Genomic DNA, 20426 nt, shown 5'->3' on the forward strand with positions numbered 1-20426 from the left:
AATGAGCATGCCCGGCACATCTGTACCGGGCATGGATCATCGTGCTGTGATTACTCAGCAGCTTCTTCTTTAGCTTCTTCAACTGGTGCTTCTTCCGCAGCAGGAGCAGCAGCCGCAGCTTTTGCTGCTTCTTCTGCTTCTTTAGCGGCTTCCGCAGCAGCTTCAGCTTTCGCTTTTTTCTCTTCGATCAGGTCGAGAGCGCGCTGGCCCGGCGTGCCCTTGTTTGGGTTATTACGGGTTTTAGCTTCGAGGATACCAGCAGCTTCGAGGAAACGAGCAATACGGTCGGATGGCTTCGCGCCTTCACCGAGCCAGTGCTTCACACGCTCAGCGTCAAAGCTTACACGGTTCTCGTCGTCTTTTTCGAGCATTGGGTTGTAATGGCCAATTTTCTCGATGAATTTACCATCGCGGCGAGCGCGTGTGTCCGCAACTACGATACGGTAGTAAGGACGTTTCTTAGCGCCACCACGGGCAAGACGAATTGCAACAGCCATTTTATTTTCCTTTCAGATGTCCGGGGCCTCGCGGGCGTTGCCGGACGTATTCTCAAGTTTTAAAACAATTCCCGGTGAGGTTGGCGACCTCTTATGAGAACAACTTGTCAAAGCCCGGCGGCATTCCACCCGGCATTCCACCCATACCTGGCATTCCGGGCATGCCGCCCTTCTTGCCCATACGGGACATCTTTTTCATCATCTTCGCCATCTGCATATGCATCTTGAGAAGCTTGTTCACCTCAGGCACGCTTGTACCGGAACCCGCTGCAACACGCTTCTTGCGGGATGCGTTGAGAACCTGTGGTTTCCTGCGTTCCTGTGCCGTCATTGATGAAATGATCGCTTCCTGACGTTTGAAGACCTTGTCATCAACGCCAGCATTCATCGCGCCCTTGAGCTTGCCCATACCGGGCAGCATGCCAAGAACACCTTTCATGCCACCCATCTTTGACATCTGCTGCAACTGCGTGCGCAAGTCATCAAGGTCAAACTCGCCTTTGGCCATTTTCTTGGCCATCTTCTCGGCGTCTTCTTTTTCAATAGTCTCAGACGCTTTCTCAACAAGGCTGACAACGTCGCCCATGCCAAGGATACGGCCTGCAACCCGCTCGGGATGGAAATCCTCAAGCGCATCCATTTTCTCGCCTGTACCCGCAAGCTTGATCGGCTTGCCAGTGACGGCCCGCATGGAAAGGGCAGCACCACCGCGGCCATCACCATCCATACGGGTGAGCGCTACGCCGGTAATTCCGACCTGCGCATCAAATTCTTTCGCCACATTCACAGCGTCCTGGCCGGTCAGACTATCTGCCACCAGAAGCGTTTCCGTTGGCATCGTAGCGTTCCGCACCGCCACGACCTCAGCCATCAAGGCCTGGTCAACATGCAACCGGCCTGCGGTATCAAGCATGACAACATCAAAGCCCTGAAGCTTGGCGGCATCCAGCGCCCGGCGAGCGATATCAACTGGCATCTGACCCGGGATGATCGGTAGCGTTTTCACGCCAATTTGCTCACCGAGTATCTTCAGTTGCTCTTGCGCGGCCGGGCGGCGCACGTCCAGCGATGCCATCAGGACCTTCTTGCGGTCTTTCTCGGTCAGACGTTTTGCAATCTTCGCGGTCGTCGTGGTTTTACCAGAGCCCTGCAGACCCACCATCAGGATGGCAACCGGCGGCACGCCAATAACATTGAGGCCCGAGCTTTCAGAGCCCAGCATGGCAACAAGCTCGTCGTTGACGATCTTGACGACCTGCTGGCCCGGCGTGACAGACTTCATCACTTCGTGGCCAACAGCTTTGGTTTTTACTTTTGCGACAAAATCTTTGACAACCGGCAGCGCGACATCAGCCTCCAGAAGGGCCACCCGCACTTCGCGGAGCGCTTCGGTGACATCCGATTCCTTGAGCGCACCCCGGCGCTTCAAACCATCGAGAATTCCACCTAACCGATCGGACAAGCTGTCAAACATAAGCAAAATCGCCTTGCATCTTTTCCAAATTCATCTTTTCCAACAAAGGCTTGAACCAAACAACAATGGCACCAGTGGGCGAAACTCGCTGACTGGTGGGCATCTCAGGGCGAACCGTTTAAGACGCATATATGTCTGTCATTCCCTTGGGAAAGTGCGCTTTACATAAGGATGGTACGGTAAACTGTCAAGCAAAACCGCGAGGTTTAATCAGCCTTCCGCTGCATCACCGTACCAATTGTCTGATACAGAAGTTGCCTGTCAATCGGCTTGGCGACATGAGCATCCATACCGGCCGCCAGATACCGTTCCACATCATCTCGCATGGTATTCGCAGTGAGGGCAATTATTGGTGGCGGCGATTTCATCGAGGCACGGATAATACGTGCTGCGCTCACACCGTCGAGCACCGGCATCTGAACGTCCATCAGGACAAGGTCGAACGGTCGATCACTTTTGGTCGCAGCAGCTACTGCAGCTTCACCATCCTGTACAATTTTGACTTCCCACCCCCCGGCCTCTAGAAGGCGGCTGACGAGCATTTGGTTCACACGATTGTCTTCTGCCAACAGGATATAAAGCGGACCAGTTTGCGCTTTCTCAGGCTGGTCCTTATTCGCCAAACCATCCTGTTCGCTGACAAGCGCTGACAAGGGCACGCTATCAAAAGAAAGAGTGACACTAAAAGTCGTGCCGTGCCCGATCTTGCTGTCGACCGTGACGTCGCCCCCCATCAGTGCGAGAAGTTCCCGGATAATTGCCAACCCGAGCCCAGTCCCAACCTGATTACGGGTTTCCGAAGCATCTGCCTGTTCAAACCGCTCGAACAAACGTGCTATGCGATTTTGCGGTATGCCCGCCCCCGTGTCGCACACCTGCCAGAAGAGGCATGTCTTGTTGGCTTGCTGTTTTGCTTCCAGGCTGATCGTTACCCCGCCCACCTCGGTAAATTTGATCGCATTGCCGACCAGGTTATAAAGAACCTGCCCCACACGCACAGCATCCGCTGACACAGGTACCGGGTCCTTGGGCAGGTCCAGGGTCAGTGAAATGGACTTCCGTTCCGCCTGTCCACGCATCATTGAGGCGAGGTTTTCGGTCAAGGCCCGCACATCCAGGGGCGCGGGTTTGAGCTTGATCTTCCCGGCATCCAACTTTGAATAATCCAACACGTCATTGATGATCCCGAGAAGGAAATCCGCGCTTGTGCGAGCGGTATCAAGAAACTGTGTCTGCTCGCGGTCAAGCCTTGTGTCCCTGAGCAGATCCATCATGCCCAACACACCCGTCAGCGGAGTGCGAAGTTCGTGGCTCATGTTCGCCACGAACCTGTCCTTGGCCTTATTCGCTCTCTCAAGGTGACGAGCCTTTTCCTCAAGCTCCAGTTGCAGCTCAACCCGTCGCCTTATGGTGGGGGCGCGCAAGAAAAAAGAAACCGCAGACAACGTCACCGCCGAAACGGCAATTTGTGTGTAGATGCGGGTATCGAGCCCCATAATATCCAACGCATAAAAATAGCACATCAGACAAACAACAACCTGCGCGAGCCATATGGGAGCTGAAAGAGTGCCAAGACCAAACGCGATGATGGCAAAACAGGCGTTCGTGAACTGAACGGTGTCTGCTGTCAGATAAAGATTCCAAAAAACATTGAAGATCAGCGACACGCCAACCCCAACCATCACCGCTCCTATTGCGGCCTTCGGCAATCGCCCTGTAATTTGCAGCAACAACACGAGAGCGCTCAACCCCGCGCTCAATAAAGCTGGCCAACCAAGAAGACCCGATACTTCCGGCGGAAACATGAAAAGATAACTGAGCCCGCGCAGAAGGTAGAAAATACAAAATGCAATCGCCACCACCCGCAAATATTGCCAGGCGATGACCTCCATCTCCGCGTCAATCAATTGTGCTTTAGTCATTGGGTTGCCTGAAATGGCACCCTCCCTCCGGATTGCACCCCCAATGTGCAAAATCGAACGCCCACATTGGCGTACAAAGGTTAAGCCTTTACTGACATCTGAATATTTCGGCGTTATCTTTTGTGCGCTGGCTTATCGCCGGTGCAATGCTGGCTCAATAAACATCGCTATTCAGGAAAGAGTTTGGATACCGCCTGCTCAAGCTGGTCGATGTCGATCGGTTTCGCCACCACGTCGTCCATACCAATGGCGCGGTAGGTTTCAATGTCCTCCGGCATGGTGTTGGCGGTTAGCGCGATAATCGGCACTCTGGCAACATCGCCGTCCATGGCCCGGATCGCTTTAGCAGCCGTCTTGCCGTCCATCACAGGCATGCGCACATCCATCAATACAAGGTCGAACCCGTGCCCGCCTGCGGCAGCGTCGCCAACTGTCGTCACCGCTTCCTGGCCGTTGTTCACGATCACAATATCCCAGGCGTATCGTGCCAATAGCTTTTCAACCAGCATCTGGTTGATGCGGTTATCTTCCGCCAACAAAACACGGAGCTTGAGCGTGCTCAACCGTCCGCTGTCCACACGCACTCGTGGGGTATCATCATATCTGCCATCCGCCTTGGGCAGGGTCACGGCAAAGCGGAAGCGCGAGCCAACACCCGGCATGCTGTCGGCATGTATTGTGCCTCCCATCAGGTCCGACAGCTCACGGCAAATGGCGAGGCCGAGACCCGTGCCGCCCTGCTTGCGGCGCTCAGAACCATCAACCTGCTCAAACCGCTGGAACAATTTCGCCCCAGCTTCCTTGTCAAAACCGATACCTGTGTCCTCAACCAGCAAGCCAAGGCGGTATAGCGCACTATCAGCCGCCTCAAGGGTTACGGTGACCTCGACCTGTCCTTCTTCAGTAAACTTGATCGCGTTACTGACAAAATTGAGCAGGATCTGCCCGATGCGTACCGGATCACCCACAAGGCGCAGGCCCGCCTCATCAGGCACATGCACATTCAGCTTCAACCCCTTTTCAAGTGCAGCCGGCAAAAGAAGGTCCACCAGCCGCCGCACTGTCTCGGTAACATCAAACGGCTGGTTTTTCAGTTCCAGCTTGCCTTCATCCAGCTTGGCGAGGTCAAGGATATCATTGATAAGCGTGAGCAGCGTTTTGGCACTGACCTGCGCGGCCTCCACCAATTCCTGTTGTTCACTATCCAGCTTGGTGCGTCCGAGCAAGTTCATCATGCCAAGCACACCGGTCAGCGGCGTACGCAACTCATGGCTGGTGTTGGCGAGAAAGATACCTTTGGACTCGTTCGCACGCCGTGCTTCTTCTGCGACTCTTGTGGCCTCCTGCATCTGTTCGGTGACGGAAGCGTTCAGAGCCTTCAACTGGTCGCTCTTTTGCCTGTCGGTTAACCGCATGCGCTCAATATGAATAAGCGTGCGGTATCGCTGGGCAAAACACAAAAGCCCAAGCATAAAAGCCGGCAGGAGGAAAAAAGCAAAATGCCCGGCTTCCTCACCACCAAGATCCATCAGGCAGAAAATATAAAGTACGACGGAAATACTGGTCAGCGAAAAATATACAAACGGGCTGAGGGTTACAAACCCGAACACCATGAGCGCGAGCACGGCGTTGGTCATCTGCAGGATGTCACCTGTCAGCGCAATATGGCTATAGACGTTTGTTACCCCAAGCAGCCCTGCAGGCACAAAAGCCAGATGGCTCATCCGGGCACTGATTTTGCCTAACCGAGCCAGCGCATATGTCGCGCCGCTGACAAAGGCAGTAATAAGCGCGAGCCCGGTAAGCGTACCCCGAATTTCAGGAGGCAGGAAAAACTGGTGGGCGATCGCCAAAAACAGATAGTATCCAGCGACAACCGCAACAATCGTTCGCAACTGCTGCAGATAGATGCCGTCAAGGGCACGCTTCACAGCATCGTTTTGCGCCGCAAACACGGCTACTCTCGCACTGGAATCGCTATCGGTTTTCTGGCTCAGAAACTTTCCCCTCCACCCTTCAGCACCAATCTAGATGAAATCTGGTCGGCGGTCAGCATTTAAACCAACCGTAGAATAATGAAAAAGGGGGCCAACCCTGGCCCCCTTCCAAATTCTCTGTTCGGCCTATCAACCTTTAGAGGCGATATAGGCGTCCACCTGTCCTTCAAGTACAGTGAGCGGCACCGAGCCTCCCATCAGCACAATATCGTGGAACTCACGAATATCGAACTTGTCGCCAAGTGCTTCGCGCGCCTTGTCCCGCAAGCGCAGGATCGTCAGTTGACCGATCTTGTAGCCACAGGCCTGCCCCGGCCACACGATGTAGCGTTCAATTTCGGTCACGACATCGGTTTGTCCCATGCCCGTTTTGGCAATCATATAATCAATCGCCTGCTCACGGGTCCAACGTTTGGAATGGATACCCGTATCCACCACAAGGCGGACAGCACGGAACATTTCAGACTGCAACGCACCAATTTTGTCGGCGTTTGTTTTCAGGAAACCCATCTCAGCCGCCACACGCTCTGAATAAAGCGCCCAGCCTTCGGTATATGCGCCGTAATGCATAAACTTGCGGAACATGGGCAGGTCTTCCTGCTCAAGCTGCAGTGCGATCTGATAGTGATGCCCCGGCACCGCTTCATGGTAGGTCAGCGCCCGCATGCCAAATTTTGGCGTGCCCTTGATGTCATAGAGGTTGGCGTAAAAACGGCCCGGCCGGCTGCCGTCAAACGCGGGTGCATCGTAGTACCCCCCCGGCGCGCCCTGCTCGATAAATACAGGCACCCGCACCACCTCAACCGGCGCTTTTGGTGTGCGATTGAACTGGTCGGCAATGCCTGCCTCAATCTCGCGAATAAGTGCTGTATAGTCTGCCAAAATCTGCTGACGGCCTTCATCGGTGTCAGGGTAATAGTGCCGGTCTTCCGCCGTATAGGCGTTGAGGATTTCATCAAACGGCAATGAGGTATCATACCCTTCTTCCTCAAGAAGCGCGAGCATCTCAGCCTCGATGCGTTCCACTTCCGAAATACCAAGCGCATGAATTTCATCCGCCGTCATTTTTGTGGTGGTATGCGCTTCAAGCTGGGTCTGATAATAAGCGGCACCGTCCGGCAGTTTCCAGACGCCCGCTTCATTTGTGGCGATATTCTTGAGCTGCACCGTATAATCAAGAAGCTCTGCCCAAACAGGGAATACCACCTCATTAATCGCCGCTTCAGTCTCAGCCAACACGCGAGCCTTTTCTTCATCCGACACATCTTCAAGCTCATTCAGCTTGGCGCTTAATGCCTTATAGAAGGCGTTGTCGATCGCTTTGTCTGTGATGAACGGACGCAGTTGGTTTTCAACCTTCTGTAGAATGAACTTTGGCGGAACGATGCCCATTTCTTCCCGCTTCTTGAGCTGCCCCATCAACTGTTCATACTGGGTGCGTATCTTGCGAAGGCGCGCATTATAATATTCCGCTTCTTCAATATCCGTCACCGAATGGGTGCCGGTCATGAAGCTGGAGATGCCATTTTGCCAACCATAAAGCTGGGTCAACGGGTAGTTATAATGGGCGAACCGTTCATTACGGATGGTCTGCTCCATACCATAAGCCATAAGCCGCTTGTTGAAGCGCTGTGCGGGCGTGAGGCTCGCATCGCTGTATGACATCAGGGTTTCAAAATTTTCCTTCACCGCCGCCATCTGTTCGGCGTCATGCTCGAGCGAAATATCGTCCAACTCGCCGTTGTGCGAGGTGATGCCGTATGGTTCCAGCATGCGAAGACCCGACATGGTTTGCGGACTATCAAGCCCGCTCTCAACCACCACCCGGGTCTGGAAATGATCAAAGCTGAAAGGCTTGAACCACACAAGCTTGGCCAGCCATACACCGCCGATTATCAGGAGCGCCAGAAACAGCAGCCCCACTATTTTTCTGATGGACACGATATCCTCCCTCAATGTCTGAAAAGCAGCATACAAAAGCGCGCGTCACACACAAGGAAATGTTACGGCTGAAAGCAGTTTGCTACATCGCGCATCACCTGTTGAGACGGCGCCTACCAAGTTTCTCTTCACAGGTCTTCGTCAGTCCGCTATCCAGTGCAGGGAAGACCCAGTGCGGGGAAGACAGGCTAGCAACACCAATCTCGGGGGAGATGATTTATGAGCGCAGCATCCATGGGCGATGCGCCGGGCCGGGCCATGTATCAGACAATCGGCCTCCTGTTGGGACCGGTCCTGTTTTTCATCATCCTTTATTCGCCTGCCCCTGAAGGTTTGCCCCCCATTGCGTGGCGTACTGTTGCGGTTGCAAGCCTGATGGCAACATGGTGGGCCACTGAAGCCATCCCTGTGCCTGCAACCAGCCTGTTACCGCTTGTATTACTGCCGACCCTTGGCATCGCAACATCCAAAGAAGCGTCATGGCCGTATGCGGAACCTGTGATCTTCCTGCTGCTCGGCGGTTTTATTGCCGCCATGGGCATGCAGCGCTGGAACCTGCACCGCCGTATCGCGCTTAACATTCTCGCGCGTGTAGGGGACCACCCGGCCGCCCTGATCGGCGGTTTTATGGCGGCAAGTGCGCTTCTTTCCATGTGGATTTCAAACACCGCAACCACGCTTATGATCGTGCCCATTGCCATTACGGTGGCCGACACGATTTTGCGCGAAAAAGCGGCAGGCCACCGTTTCACCATTGCGCTCCTTATTGGTAGTGCGTGGGCCGCCTCCATCGGCGGGCTTGGCACCTATATCGGCACACCGCCCAACCTGTTTGTGAAAGGTTTTATCCTACAACAAACCGGGCGTGAGATTCTCTTTCTTGAGTGGATGGCCTTTGCCATCCCGATCGTGGCGGTGATGGTTCCTCTGGCGTGGCTTGTGCTCACCAAAATCTGCTTCCGTTTCAAGGTAGATGAAGTACGCGGCGGGCACGGCGTGGTGCAGGCTGAGCTGGAGGCCATGGGCAAAACCACCACACCCGAAAAACGCGTTGCCATCATTATGGCCGCAATGGCGTTTATGTGGAGCTTCCGGCAAATTCTGGTGGATTTCGAGCCGCTCACAAACCTGCTGCCTTTTGTCGCCAAACTGTCTGACATGCATATTGCTGTCGCCGCCGGGCTTGCCATGTTTCTGGTGCCTGCGGGCTCTGACAAAAAAGGCGAAGCGCTCCTCGATTGGGAACGTACGGTCACCCTGCCTTGGGGGGTTATCCTTCTGTTTGGTGGTGGTCTAAGCCTGGCAGCGGCCATCAAGGCCACGGGCCTCGCCATTTGGGCCGGGGAAGCCATGAGCGGCCTGGCAACAGCACACCTTTTCCTCATCATGCTCGCGATTGTTGGTATGGTGATTTTCCTCACAGAGCTCACCAGCAACACAGCAACTACGGCGGCGTTGGTGCCCGTGCTGGGGGCGCTCGCAACTACCGCGAATATCGACCCCATCATGCTCGCGGCCCCCACGGCCATGGCCGCAAGCTGTGCCTTCATGTTGCCGGTGGCCACCGGGCCAAACGCAGTGGTGTTCTCTACCGGGCATATTCATGTGCCGGATATGATGCGCGCAGGCCTTTGGCTCAACATCCTTGGCACCTTCGTGGTGGCAACGCTGTGTTACCTCTTGCTACCGCTTATTTTCTAGGCCAAGCGCGGCGCGGTCCTGTTCAAAAAGCGCCCTCAGTTCTGCAGCTTCTGCTGCAGGCAATTTGGGTGGTTGTTTGTTGGAAAAACCTGCCAGCGGAGCGAATAGATATTTGCGCATTTTAGGGCGCAGGTGCCGCTGCCGTGCATGCGGGGCAATGCTACTGAACAAACGGTTGAGCAGGCGGTAAGCCGCCAACACACCACCGCCCACTGAAGGGTTCTGGTTATATTCAGTGGCATTGAAATCCGGCAGTGCTGGTGCATACCGCCCAAAGGTGGCGCGTATCGTATCCGCAGGTTTATCCTTGAGCGCCGCGTGATCAAAAATGCGCACATTCTCATCACCAAAAGCCACCTTCAGGCTCGCCACCAAAGGGCACCAACTGATATCGCCATGCCTGACATGCGCGCAAAAATCCTTAAGGGTCAGCGCCCCGCCTTTGCGCACATATTGCACATAGTAGGATGGCAGGAAGCTCTCAAAGCTGCGGGTGAAATAGATGACGTCAACGTCATAGTCCTCAAACAAGCGCTTCAATTCAGCCACCCATTTTGCATGATGTGGGAAAAATCCGGCCTTGTCGGCATGATAGGGCTCCCCAAGTAACGACTCGTTCGACAGCAGCAGGCTGTGCGCACCACTTTTTTCAAAGAGGGTGTTCAACCTGGCCCTTGCTGCCGCAAACGCCGCCTCGGGCTTCGATCGTGTTCGCATCTGCACCAGATGGGTGTGCAGCATGTCTACCTTGCCGTGCTGGATCATGCGCTCAGGATAGACAATGCCCGCACGTTCTAGTGCGCCCGTGTTCTCTGCGAGATAATATTGCAGGCTGGTGGAGCCGGTTTTGGGCGCCCCCAAGTGCAGGATAATACGGCGCCTGTCTCCCGGCGTGGTTGTCACGCCCAGACCTCCCGGCTCAGTCCGACAAGTGGGTGGTTGAGGAAACGCGCGTTCTCCGCCTTGAGGTCACTCACAAGCGCCTGCCGCTCATCGCCTGTGAAGGTGAACCGCATAGGCATGGCAAGCGCTGCCTTAAGCACCGCGATCTCGTAATCCCCCGCGCCGAGCAGGTCTTGCACCAATTCAGGGGTCGGCTTATCTGCTTTCCTCAGCGCCGGGAACAGAACGTCCCGTCGCCATGCGATATCAAGCCCCATGCCTGTACGGTTCATGGCCAGCAGAAGCGACAGCCCGTCTTCGCCAAAGCGGCTGTTGCCTGAACGCAGGCCCCCGCCTTCAAGGGTCAAACCCTCAAGCTCGAGGAAGCGCAGCAAATGGTCGGTTTTACCGTCTTGCGGCCAAGCTTCCAGCACGTCGATCTTGGCATGTTCGTCTATGCCATGGCGCTCAAACGCTGTCGCCATGCGGTGCCATGACATCTCGCCCGGTTTGAACCGCGCGGCAAAATCCTTAAAGTCTTCCCTGAGCCCAAACGCCACCCGAAAACCGTAAGCGGATTCGATGAAATTATCCTGCCGGCGCACAATCAATCTTGGATGCACTTCAGCGGCTTTTTTCAGCCGCGACAGTGCCCGGCAAAACTGATCGAACTTTTCGTAAAACCCGTGACCCAAATGGCCGGGCATGATGCCCATCAGGTTCTCTTCGCTGATCAGGATAGTGTCGGCCGGAAGTGTGGCAAGTGTGGCGGAAATTCGCGCCACAGCCATTTGGCTGCTTGGTTTCCAAAACCGATACTCATAAAGGCGGTTTACCGGCATTTTTTGAGCCTCAGAGGCCAAATCTTCGCGTAAATATAATGCCACATTTTGCGCCTCAATCTCGCCCCGGTTTCGCCGCAGCAAAGCTTGGGTCGCAGACGATGCACAACGGTGCGCGCCCATATGAACAATCAGCTTTTTCATGGCCCTTTTCTTGTCACCCTGATGCGCATTTGTCCATCGCACAAAAAATCTTGTCTGAGGAAGCGCTGAAAACAGCCACTAAATCATAGACTCTCACCCCTCAGGCACCATATAAGCAGCGCCATGAGCTGCAATTTGCATACACGCCGTTTCCTGAAGATGCAGGGCCTCGGCAATGACTTTGTCATTTTTGACGCGAGGGAGCGTGAGCTTTCCTTGTCAGACGACGCTGTGCGCCATATCGCAAGCAGGCGGCGCGGTGTCGGATGTGACCAGCTTATCATCATGCGCGCGGCGGAAGACGCTGATATCTTTATGGAAATCAGAAATGCTGACGGCAGCCGTGTTGGCGCCTGCGGTAACGCAACCCGCTGTGTTGGCCGCCTGATGCTGGATGAAACAGGCAAAAGCTCGGTCTCTATCCGCACTGATGCCGGGCTATTGAGCGCCAAACGCGCAGGCAGTGGCATTAGCGTAAACATGGGCCCGGCACGACTTGAGTGGAGCGAAATTCCCCTTGCCCGCCAGATGGATACAGTGAAGGCCGACTTCACGCTTGGCCCGCTCTCAAACCCTGTTTGTGTGAACATGGGCAACCCGCATGCGGTGTTTTTTGTGCCTGATGTAGACGCTGTGGACCTCGAAACCTATGGCCCACAGATCGAGACAGACCCGCTGTTCCCTGAGCGCGTGAATGTTTCCATCGCTCACATCCGGGACGGTATCATCCGCCAGCGGGTGTGGGAACGCGGTGCGGGCATCACCGAAGCGTGCGGCTCAGGCGCCTGTGCGGGCGCTGTTGCTGCCGCCCGGCTGGGGCTCGCGGGGCGCAAATCAACCGTACAGCTTGACGGCGGGCCGCTTGAGATCGAATGGCTTGAGGACGGCACGGTACAGATGACCGGCAGCGCCACCCTCGCTTTTGAAGGGGAACTTTCCCTGTGAGCACCAAGCCAGATATCGTCACCTTTGGTTGCCGCCTCAACGCTTATGAAAGCGAGGTGATGCGCCGCCATGCGGAAGACGCAGGCCTTGATGATGTCATCATCGTCAACACCTGCGCCGTAACGGCTGAAGCCACCCGGCAGGCGCGCCAATCTATTCGCAAAATGAAGCGGGAGCGCCCGGATACGCCAATTATCGTGACCGGCTGCGCCGCGCAGATCGACCCAACGCAGTTCTCGAAAATGCCTGAGGTCGCGACCGTGATCGGGAACCAGGAAAAGCTGGAAGCCAAAAGTTTTGTTGGCCTAAACCGCGCGGGGTTTGACCTCTCAAACGCGCCGCGCGTGCAGGTCAACGATATTTTTTCTGTCAAGGAAACCGCTGGCCACCTGATCGACGGTTTTGGCGAACGCGCGCGCGCATTTGTGCAAATCCAGAACGGCTGCAACCACCGCTGTACCTTCTGCATTATCCCCTATGGCCGCGGTAACAGCCGCTCTGTCGCCATGGGTGAAGTGGTGGACCAGATCAAACGGCTGGTGGATAAGGGTTTCAAGGAAGTCGTGCTCACAGGAGTGGATATCACCAGCTTTGGTGAAGACCTGCCGGGCACGCCAACCCTTGGTCAGCTTGTGCAAAAGATCGTTAAGCTGGTGCCTGACCTGCCGCGCCTGCGTATCTCTTCGATCGATAGTATTGAGGTGGACGAGCCCCTATACGATGCCATCATCCATGAACCGCGCGTGATGCCACACCTGCACCTGAGCCTTCAGGCGGGTGATGACATGATCCTCAAACGCATGAAACGCAGGCATTTGCGCGGTGACGCGATCGAGTTCACCAACCGCGTGCGCACTGAGCGCCCGGATATGGTGTTTGGTGCAGATATCATCGCGGGTTTCCCGACAGAAACCGAAGAGATGTTCCAGAACAGCCTGAGGCTGATCGAGGAATGTGACCTCACATGGCTGCATATCTTCCCTTATTCGGAACGCGAAGGCACGCCCGCCGCGCGCATCCCCAACAAGGTACCCAAGGCCGTACGCAAGGAACGCGCCGCCCGCCTGCGGGCCGCCGGTGACAAGCGTGTTGCAGATCTGTTCAAGCGCGCCGAAGGCACCGCAGCCAACGTGCTGGTGGAACGCATCGGCCATGACGGTGAAGCCGTAGGCCACTCGGAACAGTTCATCCCCGTGGTGATCAATGCAGCAGCCGAGCCCGGTGATATTGTGCCCGTGCGCTTGACCAAACGCGATGAAAACGCCATGACCGGCATCAAACCAGATTAAACCTCAGGGACTTTTATGGCAGACGAGAAAAAAGGCTGGTTTCAGCGCCTTCGCGGCAAGAAAGACGAGGCGGTAGAGGCCCCGACGGAAGAAACGCCTGCTGAAGAAACCGAAGCGCCGAGCCCTGAGCCTGCTCCGGCAGAACCGGAGGTGGCGGGCCCGCCTGAGCCAGCGTCCGAACCAGCATCTGAGCCTATACCTGCGCCTCAGGAAAAGAAAAGCTGGTTCCAGCGCCTCAAGGCAGGCCTGAGGAAATCCACCAGCGCGATCTCCGGCGGCATTGGCGATATCTTCACCAAAGCCAAGCTGGATGACGATACGCTTGAGGAACTTGAAGACCTTCTGATCACTTCAGACCTCGGTGTTTCTGTCGCTTCCAAGCTCACGCAGGCGCTGGCCAAAGGCCGCTATGATAAGGAAATCTCCGGCGAGGAAGTGAAGCAGGTTCTGGCGGATGAGGTAGAGAAAATCCTCAAGCCGGTTGCCAAACCACTGGTGATCAACAGCGCCAACAAACCGCACATCATCCTGATGGCGGGTGTGAACGGCGCGGGTAAAACAACCACCATCGGCAAGCTTGCCAAAAAATTCACGGAAGACGGCAAATCCGTCATGCTCGCGGCGGGTGATACATTCCGCGCGGCAGCCGTTGAACAGCTTCAGGTGTGGGGTGATAGGAACGGCGTGCCGGTGGTTACCAAAGAGATCGGCGCGGATGCCGCTGCCCTTGCGTTTGAGGCCGTTGAACGCGCGACGCGTGAGGGTACGGACGTGCTACTCATCGACACCGCTGGTCGCCTGCAAAACCGGGACGAGTTGATGGCCGAGCTTGCCAAAGTTGTGCGTGTAATCGGCAAAAAAGTTGACGGCGCGCCGCATGATACGGTGATCGTGCTGGATGCCACCACGGGCCAAAACGCGGTGCATCAGGTGGAAGTCTTCCAGAAGCTTGCCAATATTTCCGGCATTGTGATGACAAAGCTGGACGGCTCCGCCCGCGGCGGTGTGCTGGTGGCGTGTGCCGAGAAGTTCGGCCTGCCCGTGCATGCCATCGGTGTTGGTGAAGCGATTGAAGACCTGCAGCCTTTTGATGCACGCGAATTCGCCCGCGCGCTGGTTGGGATTGAGGATTGAGAGCCTTATAACTATTCTGGCCCCTCTTCTTCCTATTGTGGAGAAAACAACAAAAACGCCATTCTTTTAGGCTTCGGCGAACGCACTATATCTGCTGGAACTTTTATTGATGTTTGAAAATTGTTACCTTCATATCGGAGCCGATAAAACAGGCAGTTCAAGCCTGCAGGTAAACCTGTACAGGTCTCGGGACGAGTTACACGAGAACGGTTTTCTTTATCCCAAAAACCTTGAAAATCATATTTTTCTGGCAACCGCGTTCCTCAGCGACGCGCACAAGCTTCACCATCATATATCAGGTGGCAGAACGGATCCGGCCGCTATTGCCAACTATCTCACAAACGAACTAACCAGATTTGAAAACGAGGTGAGTGAAAGCTCCGCCCATACTCTCTTGATTTCCAGTGAGCAATTAAGCTTTGTCGAAAATTTGGATATCCAAGGCCTTCGCGATTACCTGAGCCGGTTTGCCCGGAACATACATATCATTCTCTATATCCGTGAACCTGTCTCACATGCGACATCGTCACTTCAGCAAGCCATTAAATCCGGCCTAAGTACTTTTCAAAATTATGACTACACCTTCCTTGGGGCTCAAACCGCACGGGCGTATACTCAGGTCTTCGGAAAAGAAAACATGATCGTGCGTCCGTTTGAACGGCAACAGCTTTCAAACGGCGATATCTGGGACGATTACTGTTCTCTCGTAGGGCTAGACAGCAACATTACTCCTCCCAGCAAACGTATAGAAACCAATGAGGCGGTGTCGTTTGAGGGCTTGGCAATAGCGGAAGCTCTGTACCGCCAGTTCCCCTTAACCACATCAGATGGTGGTTGGAACCGTGAAGTCGCAAAACGTAACGAGTTTCATAATATCGCGGGGAGAAAGTTTGAGCTGCCATTGGCGGTTAGAGAAGAAATTTTTGAAGCCAGCCGAGCCGACTTAGGCTATCTAGAGAGAGAATTTTCCCTTTCTCTTCCCCAGCCTGATTTTACATCAGATGCCAGTTCACCTTGGGCACAGCCAACTATTAATAGCATTGCCCTAAGGCTCAACGAGCTTCAAATAACCGTAGAAAAGCTGTCCGTAGCGCTCTTGGTGAAACACGGTGATATCGCAGCAATGCAAGGAGAAAACCTTGAAGCTGTTAAATTCTACGTCAACGCCCTGGAGCGATCGCCCACAGAGGCATCAGTGTTAGCAAAAATCTACAACCTTATCCTCAAACACCCTGAAGTTAATTTCAACCTTACAGCACTTTGTGAAAAATTCGTTCACCAGAACCCTGGTGATATAAGGTTTATAGAAATTGCCTGCGCATCCTATTTTCGCATCGGAAATACCGAACAGGCAAAAGCGTTGGCATCACAGCTACTTTCTCAAGACGCGCACAATAAAACCGCCAAAACCATCAAGTCCGCAATTGAAAAGAGAGAACGGATAAATTCTACACAATCCGATAACACCTGAACCTAAAATGCTCATCTTTGTAGCTGCAGGTTTGTGAGAATTAAGGATTAGGCCTTATCCTCCGGCGTGCTGTTTTTATACCAGTCTACATTACGAGTGAGATACATCGAGGCAGCAAGCGCCACGAACATCAGCGTAGTACCTGCAAGAAGCGCGAAATCTTCCATATTCAGCACACCATACAGGAAGCCAAGAAGCGCAGTTTGGGTAAGGCAAATGCCAACCGTCCAACCACCTGATTTGGTGACCGAATAGGCATAGATGGTCACGAGCCCCACAATAAGCAGCGACGAGACGACATAAGCCGCCGTGAAGGCCATATGCTCCGCCAGCGACAAGAGGCCCATAAAAAACAGGCTAAGGGCAAGGCCGATCAGAATATATTGCACAGGGTGCACCTTGCGGCCCGAAACAACCTCAAACAGGTAGATCACCGCAAAGGTCAGCAGCACAAAAAGCGAACCGTATTTTACGCTGCGGTCTGTGAGGCTGTAGGTGTTGACGGGGTCAATAAAATTGACCGACACAGTATTTGAGACTGGAAGCGGCATACTGCCCGCGAGTATCGGCCCGATGCCTTGCGCGAGGCGCAGCGTTTGCCACCTTGCCTCAAACCCTTCCGCTGTTACGGTGCGGTTAATTGGTGAAAAACGACCATGAAAACCCGGTGACGGCCAAGGTGAAGAAAGCTCGATATCGCTTGTGGTGCCGGAGGGCCAGATATTGAGCGCTTCCATGCCGCGAAGGGAGAAACTGGCTTCCACAGCGAAGGTTGCGCCTGCGCCCATGCCTGCAGCCGAGGCATGCACCCCGCTTTGGTTGTGCTCAAGCCCAGTCGCGGGCTCAATAGGTACTGCCCTACCATTCACCGTCATCACAATGTCGCCCTGCAAGCCCTGCAGGTCACTGAGGTAAAGGCCAACGGTTGCCCCGCTCCAATCGAGCGCTGATTTTTCAACGCCCTGAAAATTTTCAGGAACAACGAAATCAGCGACCATGGTGAGGTTCGCCGTATAAACATTGCTGCTATAAAGCCCGAGGCTACGGCTTTCCACGTCTACCGCGCCTTTGGTGGTCAACTTCTCTGGTAATAGAACCAGTTGCCGCTTCAGCGTTACAAGCTCGCCGGTATTGCGAATTTTCTCAATTGCCTCATAGGGCACAATAAGGACAGGGCCACCAACGGTTTGTTCATGTCCCCAGATTTCACCAATTTTTATCTGGGCTTCAAGGGCTCGTCCGGCGCGTTCATTCACCAGGCTACCAATCATCGAAAGCGGGATAAGCATGATCAACAGCATGAAACCGATAAGAACCGACTTCACGCCATAGCCGTTAAGGAACTGCATAAAACGGCCACTTGTGTCGTTACTGTGGCTATCCCGGTTATCGCTCATGATCTTAGTCTCCCGCCAAACTCCCTCAAGTTTGACAGATAAATCATGGCGTTTTCAAGACTTTGGCTAAGCTTCAGGCGTCTCCGGCAATGCTGGGCCCATACGGGCAAGAGTGCCGTCTTTGAGGATAAGCGTGTGATAGAGCACCCCCACCAAATGCAAGCCCACGAGCGCACTCAACACATACCAACCATAAACATGGATTTCCTCAAACAGGTGGTGAAGGTCCATATCGCGCGCGAACGGTGTCGGGATCACGGTTGCGCCAAACACGGTGATGTCCCACCCAACGGTTAAAAGCGTGAACATGCCCGCCAGCACCACCAGAAAAATAAGCGCATATATAAGCCCGTGTGCCACTTGTGCTATTTTTGCAATATACGCGGGCGTGCCTTCCTCCGGCTTTGGCGTATCGCCTGAGAGGCGAACACCAAGGCGCAGCAGCATGAAGGCAAAGATCAGCGTGCCAAATGACATATGCAAGCGGATAAGCTCGTTTTTATCGTCCCCGCGCGGCATATCTGCGAACACAAGGCCGAGCACCGATTGCCCAATAAGCGCGATAGCCAGAACCCAGTGCAAGGTTTTTGCAGGCCAGCCATAAGCATGTTTGGTGTTTTTCATCGGTGCTCTCCCTTTATTTGCCAGCGGGTTAGAAGCTTCCCGTCCAACTGATGCGTGCTTTCATGTTGCGGCCCGGGTCAACCACACCGGCAAACACGGTTTGCACTTCAGTATCAAACAGGTTGTCGACCCCTAGATCAATACGTAAACCCTTAAGCGTTTCCTTCGGCTGCCAGACAAGGAACAGGTCGACCGTCTCGTAACCCGGGCGCTCGTCCGCCGCGTCGTTGACCTTGTCAAACCTGGCAGCGACATTGGCACGCGCACCGAAACGGGCGTCAATTTCCGGCACTTTCACTTCACCAGAGAGATAAAGCCTGCTGGGCGCCAGCACACCAACATAATCGCCAGTGTCTTTATCCTTGCCGTCTACCGTGCTGTAGGATGCGATCAGGCGTATCCGCTCGCTGTTGTAGATGCCCTCAAGCTCAAAACCCTCAAGCTCTGCGCGGCCTGTGTTGATGTTGCGGCTGGTGCCTGCGTTACAAGTACCGGGCATGCCGGGCACGAAACACGGCAGTGAAAACTCAAAATTCACTTCAAGGTCGATGAGGTCTGTCACGTCAGACTTGAAGTAGGCGCCCTTGAGCGTGAAACGGTCATCGCCTGCAAAAACCCCGGCAAAGTCCACGCCCGCACCAAACTCCCATGTTTTGGAACGCTCAGGCGCCAGGTCGGCGTTGGGGATAAAGAAGTTGGGCGCTTCAAGCCCTGGCCCAAGTGGGATGGTGAAGTGCAGGTCGTCTGCAAATATCTCGTTATATGAGGGCGCGCGGAAAGCTTCATTATAGCTGCCGAATACCATGAACTCGTCAATCGGCCGCCATGTGGCCGCAACCTTTGGCGATGTTTTGCCTTCAGACGTTTCAACATTCTCGCCCACAGCGGTGTTCTTGAAATTGTCATACCGGAAGCCGGGAACCAGAATAAATTCACCGATACCGGTGTCTGCCACCAGTTCCCCCTGCACAAAAAGACCAAGGGTTTTGGCTGTGGCGTCCGGCACACCGCCGCGGCTACCGTCTGTGGTCGCGTTATCGGCGCCAACCTGCTCATCGCGGTAATATTCGCCGCCATACGTGAGCGTGAAACTGGTGTCGGTGCCGAAGTCAAAACGGCTGCGGTTATCGAAACTGATGCCCACCGTCTCCACATCACGGTTGATCACCCGGTCCGTATCAAGGTCACTTTCTTTCACGTTGGCTTTGTTCACATAACCGATGAGCGCAAAATTAACGAGGGTGCTTTCCGGGTTGAAGTCTAGCCCGGCGCGGAAGGTATCGCTCTTGATATCTTTCGCCATCAGGTCGCCCGTATTGTTGCCAAGGCCGTTGTTCGGCTCAACCGCATCGTTGCGATAGCCAAGCCAGCTGCCGGAAAGCTTCAGCGCGTCGGACGCCTGATAGCTCACCTTCGCGATGCCAGAGGCGATGCTGTCATCCGCTTGCAGGTTTGTGCTGTTGCCAAGGGATATATCACCCGAATCGCGCAGGCTAAGGCTTGCAACCGCATCAATCTTGCCGTCACTGCTGCGGCCAAAAAGCGTGGCACCGCGCAGCCACTCATCGTTCATGCCCTGATAGCCTGCGCTGAGGCGGTACCCGGCGTCAGCGTCCTCAGGCAGCAGGTCTGCCGCATCAACGGTGTTGAGCGTGATCACACCGCCGATGGCACCCGAACCATAAAGCGACGAACCACCGCCCCGTACAACCTCGGCTGACTTCAACAGATCAGGCTCGATGAAGAAACGCCCGTCATGGCCGGAGAGGAAACTTTGGCGCACACCGTCAAACAGCACCACAACACCTTCGCCCGCCATACCGCGAATGGCTGGTGTTTGCCCGTTGCGGCGCGGACCACCATCAAACACAAGGCCCGGCACGGAAGCAAAGATGTCCGAGATGCTGGAAGCTACAAGATCGTCAATCTCATCCCGCGAGACAACACTCACCGATGACGGCACTGAAAAAGCCTCAACAGGGTTTTTGGTAGCGCTGACCGTTACTTCGGTAATATCAGCAGCCATTTCCGCCGCTGCCTGATGGGTTGCAAAGACAGAGAGGCCAGCCAGCAAGAGGGCATTTTTTTGTGCGCGGGTCATCATCATGGGTTCCTGATCCTGAGTTTGTTTGGGTTTGAGGCTCAATGCATCGATAGTTGTTGCAA

The 20426-nt window shown here is 54.7% G+C and carries 15 protein-coding genes; 5 read left to right on the top strand and 10 right to left on the bottom strand.

Translation table 11 applies throughout. The features are described from left to right. Nucleotides 1-50: 50 nt before the first annotated feature. The 5 genes from rpsP to ACOOGA_RS05940 all read right to left on the bottom strand — a co-directional run bounded on the left by rpsP (nucleotide 51) and on the right by ACOOGA_RS05940 (nucleotide 7831). The gene (gene rpsP, locus ACOOGA_RS05920) at nucleotides 51-497 is read right to left on the bottom strand and encodes a 30S ribosomal protein S16 (RefSeq protein WP_420429934.1); all 447 of its coding nucleotides are present in this window, start codon (nucleotides 495-497) and stop codon (nucleotides 51-53) included. A 91-nt stretch (nucleotides 498-588) separates the two neighbouring features. Next, on the bottom strand, nucleotides 589-1971 hold the full coding sequence (gene ffh, locus ACOOGA_RS05925) for a signal recognition particle protein (protein ID WP_420429935.1): 1383 nt from the start codon (nucleotides 1969-1971) through the stop codon (nucleotides 589-591). A gap of 206 nt (nucleotides 1972-2177) precedes the next feature. Then, on the bottom strand, nucleotides 2178-3893 hold the full coding sequence (locus tag ACOOGA_RS05930) for an ATP-binding protein (RefSeq protein ID WP_420429936.1): 1716 nt from the start codon (nucleotides 3891-3893) through the stop codon (nucleotides 2178-2180). 167 nt (nucleotides 3894-4060) lie between these two features. After that, a complete protein-coding gene (locus tag ACOOGA_RS05935; RefSeq protein WP_420429937.1) occupies nucleotides 4061-5848 on the bottom strand; it encodes an ATP-binding protein in 1788 nt (595 codons plus the stop codon). A 171-nt stretch (nucleotides 5849-6019) separates the two neighbouring features. Next, nucleotides 6020-7831 (bottom strand): DUF885 domain-containing protein, encoded by a 1812-nt coding sequence (locus tag ACOOGA_RS05940; protein ID WP_420429938.1) that lies wholly within the window; start codon nucleotides 7829-7831, stop codon nucleotides 6020-6022. A gap of 219 nt (nucleotides 7832-8050) precedes the next feature. Between ACOOGA_RS05940 and ACOOGA_RS05945 the strand changes: the two genes are divergently transcribed. Further along, the gene (locus tag ACOOGA_RS05945; RefSeq protein ID WP_417462495.1) at nucleotides 8051-9532 is read left to right on the top strand and encodes an SLC13 family permease; all 1482 of its coding nucleotides are present in this window, start codon (nucleotides 8051-8053) and stop codon (nucleotides 9530-9532) included. On the opposite strand, the gene ACOOGA_RS05950 is transcribed toward ACOOGA_RS05945, so the two are convergent. Together ACOOGA_RS05950 and ACOOGA_RS05955 are read right to left on the bottom strand one after the other, a co-directional pair. After that, on the bottom strand, nucleotides 9515-10435 hold the full coding sequence (locus ACOOGA_RS05950) for a hypothetical protein (protein WP_420429939.1): 921 nt from the start codon (nucleotides 10433-10435) through the stop codon (nucleotides 9515-9517). The two genes, ACOOGA_RS05945 and ACOOGA_RS05950, sit on opposite strands and share 18 nt — an antisense overlap. After that, nucleotides 10432-11400, bottom strand: coding sequence for a hypothetical protein (locus ACOOGA_RS05955; RefSeq protein ID WP_420429940.1), 969 nt, complete (start codon nucleotides 11398-11400; stop codon nucleotides 10432-10434). The genes ACOOGA_RS05950 and ACOOGA_RS05955 overlap by 4 nt, the downstream gene beginning before the upstream one ends. A gap of 123 nt (nucleotides 11401-11523) precedes the next feature. Between ACOOGA_RS05955 and dapF the strand changes: the two genes are divergently transcribed. From dapF to ACOOGA_RS05975, 4 genes are all read left to right on the top strand, one after another. Further along, a complete protein-coding gene (gene dapF, locus ACOOGA_RS05960; protein WP_420429941.1) occupies nucleotides 11524-12345 on the top strand; it encodes a diaminopimelate epimerase in 822 nt (273 codons plus the stop codon). After that, complete coding sequence (gene mtaB, locus ACOOGA_RS05965) at nucleotides 12342-13634, top strand: tRNA (N(6)-L-threonylcarbamoyladenosine(37)-C(2))-methylthiotransferase MtaB (protein WP_420429942.1); 1293 nt, start codon at nucleotides 12342-12344, stop codon at nucleotides 13632-13634. Before dapF ends, mtaB begins: the two co-directional genes overlap by 4 nt. Nucleotides 13635-13649: 15 nt before the next feature. After that, complete coding sequence (gene ftsY / locus ACOOGA_RS05970) at nucleotides 13650-14768, top strand: signal recognition particle-docking protein FtsY (RefSeq protein WP_420429943.1); 1119 nt, start codon at nucleotides 13650-13652, stop codon at nucleotides 14766-14768. A gap of 109 nt (nucleotides 14769-14877) precedes the next feature. After that, on the top strand, nucleotides 14878-16239 hold the full coding sequence (locus ACOOGA_RS05975; protein WP_420429944.1) for a hypothetical protein: 1362 nt from the start codon (nucleotides 14878-14880) through the stop codon (nucleotides 16237-16239). A gap of 47 nt (nucleotides 16240-16286) precedes the next feature. Here the strand turns inward: ACOOGA_RS05975 and creD are convergent, their stop codons facing one another. From creD to ACOOGA_RS05990, 3 genes are all read right to left on the bottom strand, one after another. Beyond that, nucleotides 16287-17636 carry a cell envelope integrity protein CreD gene (creD, locus tag ACOOGA_RS05980; protein WP_420429945.1) on the bottom strand — a complete coding sequence of 450 codons (1350 nt, stop codon included), beginning with the start codon at nucleotides 17634-17636 and terminating at the stop codon, nucleotides 16287-16289. A 66-nt stretch (nucleotides 17637-17702) separates the two neighbouring features. Further along, entirely contained in the window at nucleotides 17703-18260 is a 558-nt protein-coding gene (locus ACOOGA_RS05985) for a cytochrome b (RefSeq protein ID WP_420429946.1), read from the bottom strand. Nucleotides 18261-18288: 28 nt separating this feature from the next. Then, on the bottom strand, nucleotides 18289-20367 hold the full coding sequence (locus ACOOGA_RS05990; RefSeq protein WP_420429947.1) for a TonB-dependent hemoglobin/transferrin/lactoferrin family receptor: 2079 nt from the start codon (nucleotides 20365-20367) through the stop codon (nucleotides 18289-18291). Between the last annotated feature and the right edge of the window lie 59 nt (nucleotides 20368-20426).

The sequence above is a fragment of the Kordiimonas sp. genome, assembly GCF_965216265.1.
Classification (GTDB): domain Bacteria; phylum Pseudomonadota; class Alphaproteobacteria; order Sphingomonadales; family Kordiimonadaceae; genus Kordiimonas.

Excerpts from the sequence above, each read along its gene's own strand:
- rpsP (WP_420429934.1), bottom strand. The coding sequence starts at position 497 with ATGGCTGTTGCAATTCGTCTTGCCCGTGGTGGCGCTAAGAAACGTCCT.
- ffh (WP_420429935.1), bottom strand. The coding sequence starts at position 1,971 with ATGTTTGACAGCTTGTCCGATCGGTTAGGTGGAATTCTCGATGGTTTG.
- ACOOGA_RS05930 (WP_420429936.1), bottom strand. The coding sequence starts at position 3,893 with ATGACTAAAGCACAATTGATTGACGCGGAGATGGAGGTCATCGCCTGG.
- ACOOGA_RS05945 (WP_417462495.1), top strand. The coding sequence starts at position 8,051 with ATGAGCGCAGCATCCATGGGCGATGCGCCGGGCCGGGCCATGTATCAG.
- ACOOGA_RS05955 (WP_420429940.1), bottom strand. The coding sequence starts at position 11,400 with ATGAAAAAGCTGATTGTTCATATGGGCGCGCACCGTTGTGCATCGTCT.
- dapF (WP_420429941.1), top strand. The coding sequence starts at position 11,524 with ATGAGCTGCAATTTGCATACACGCCGTTTCCTGAAGATGCAGGGCCTC.
- ftsY (WP_420429943.1), top strand. The coding sequence starts at position 13,650 with ATGGCAGACGAGAAAAAAGGCTGGTTTCAGCGCCTTCGCGGCAAGAAA.
- ACOOGA_RS05975 (WP_420429944.1), top strand. The coding sequence starts at position 14,878 with ATGTTTGAAAATTGTTACCTTCATATCGGAGCCGATAAAACAGGCAGT.
- creD (WP_420429945.1), bottom strand. The coding sequence starts at position 17,636 with ATGAGCGATAACCGGGATAGCCACAGTAACGACACAAGTGGCCGTTTT.
- ACOOGA_RS05985 (WP_420429946.1), bottom strand. The coding sequence starts at position 18,260 with ATGAAAAACACCAAACATGCTTATGGCTGGCCTGCAAAAACCTTGCAC.
- ACOOGA_RS05990 (WP_420429947.1), bottom strand. The coding sequence starts at position 20,367 with ATGATGATGACCCGCGCACAAAAAAATGCCCTCTTGCTGGCTGGCCTC.